Source organism: Oleiphilus sp. HI0043, assembly GCF_001634935.1.
Genome location: NZ_LWEY01000175.1, coordinates 1 through 1,554 on the forward strand (window position 1 = coordinate 1; position 1,554 = coordinate 1,554).

Sequence of the window (1,554 nt, forward strand, 5' to 3'; positions counted from 1 at the left end):
TTATGTCGACTGAGGAAAGCACTGTTGTCTCTGGAGATAGAGACAATAATAGTGAGCGGGCGGTTCAATCGGAAGCAGGGCTTTCACAGCAAGCGCCGACAATGCCTGTCGAAGAGCAGACAGTAAATGAAAAGCAGATAGCCGGGCCTAAATTACTCGAACCTGCTGTAGCGACGAAACAGACTCAGGTTTTGCAAGAATCTGCGCTAAAAGAAAAGAAAAGAGTGGAGCCGGTTGCCTCGGCTATTGTTGAGAAAAAAGCGCGAACAAGTGTCGTGGAAGAAAGCAAAGCAACGAAATCTGTTGTGGCAAAAGAGAGTCGTGAAGTCAAAAAGGCTAGCGATAATATTGTGACTCAGCCAAAAGTTGATAAGAGTACTGTTAGCAAGGGAGCTGATGCTGAGCCAAATTTGCAGACAAAAGCGAAAACCAAGGCCAAGCCGCTTGGTGTTGTTTTGTCTCCCTCTGCACTTGATTTAAAAATGGCATCAGATGCTATTTCATTATTTGAAATAGGTAAGCCAGCAGAAGCTTATGCTTTAATGCAGGCTTTTGTTGCCGAGAACAAGACTGTCGATAAAACGCTCAGCGTTTTGGCAAATCGCTTACTGCAAGACCAGCGCTTCAACGAGCTGTCGGGCCTGCTGGGCCGGGCGGGTAAGCCATTGAGCCCAGACCTGAGACAAGTTAAAGCGCGATGGATGTTGATGCAAGGGGAGCCTGAGCTCGCCGTTGCTTTACTAGAGCAGTCCTTGCCAGATATTGACAAGATGCCAGAGTACTTTGCATTGATGGCATCGCTATACCAACGAAATGGGCAATCAGGCAAAGCGTTTGAACAATACAGTCAGCTTATACAGAGCAACGACACGGTTGCAGACTGGTGGGCTGGTTTGGGGATTGCGGCAGACCAGCTTAAACAAGGGCGGCAGGCTGTATTTGCTTATCAACAGGCGATGACCCTGCCTGGTTTGAATCGTGCGCTAGAGAGTTATATCGGTCAGCGGCTGACAGCCCTGTCCTCGGTAAAGTAATTGAGTGAAGATATGAGTGAACCGAAAAAGAAAATTCGAATTGGTGACTTGCTGATACAAAACGGTGTTATTACCGAAGATCAGCTAATGACGGCCCTATCGGAGCAGAAAAAGACCGGAAGGAAGCTCGGTAAAGCGCTGATCGATCTTGGTTATGTTGATGAAGACAAACTTCTGAATTTACTGTCTCAGCAGTTGGAAGTGCCATTTGTTCACCTTCGTCATTACCAGTTTAATAACGACCTGGTTAATAAGCTGCCGGAGACATTAGCACGACGTTTCAGAGCGATAGTCTTAGATGAACAGCAGGGAGAGTTGTTAGTCGGCATGGCCGACCCGATGGATCTTATGGCCTTCGATGAGATTGGTCGAGCGGTCAACCAGCCTTTACGTCTAGCGGTTGTTCGTGAAAGCGAGCTCTTGACGACCATTGACATGGTTTATCGTAAAACAGAAGAAATATCTCACTTGGCTGGAGAGCTTGAAGAAGAGTTGGAAGATGATGCTTTCGACTTGGCTG

General features: G+C 47.2%; 1 protein-coding gene and 1 pseudogene. Both read left to right on the forward strand.

Going from position 1 to position 1,554, the window contains the following annotated elements; all coding sequences use genetic code 11:
- On the forward strand, nucleotides 1-1,034 hold a 1,034-nt coding region (locus tag A3729_RS32095), incomplete at its 5' end, for a M48 family metallopeptidase (protein ID WP_068633141.1).
- Nucleotides 1,035-1,046: 12 nt separating this feature from the next.
- Nucleotides 1,047-1,554, forward strand: a pseudogene (locus tag A3729_RS03150) (MSHA biogenesis protein MshE); the annotation flags it as partial.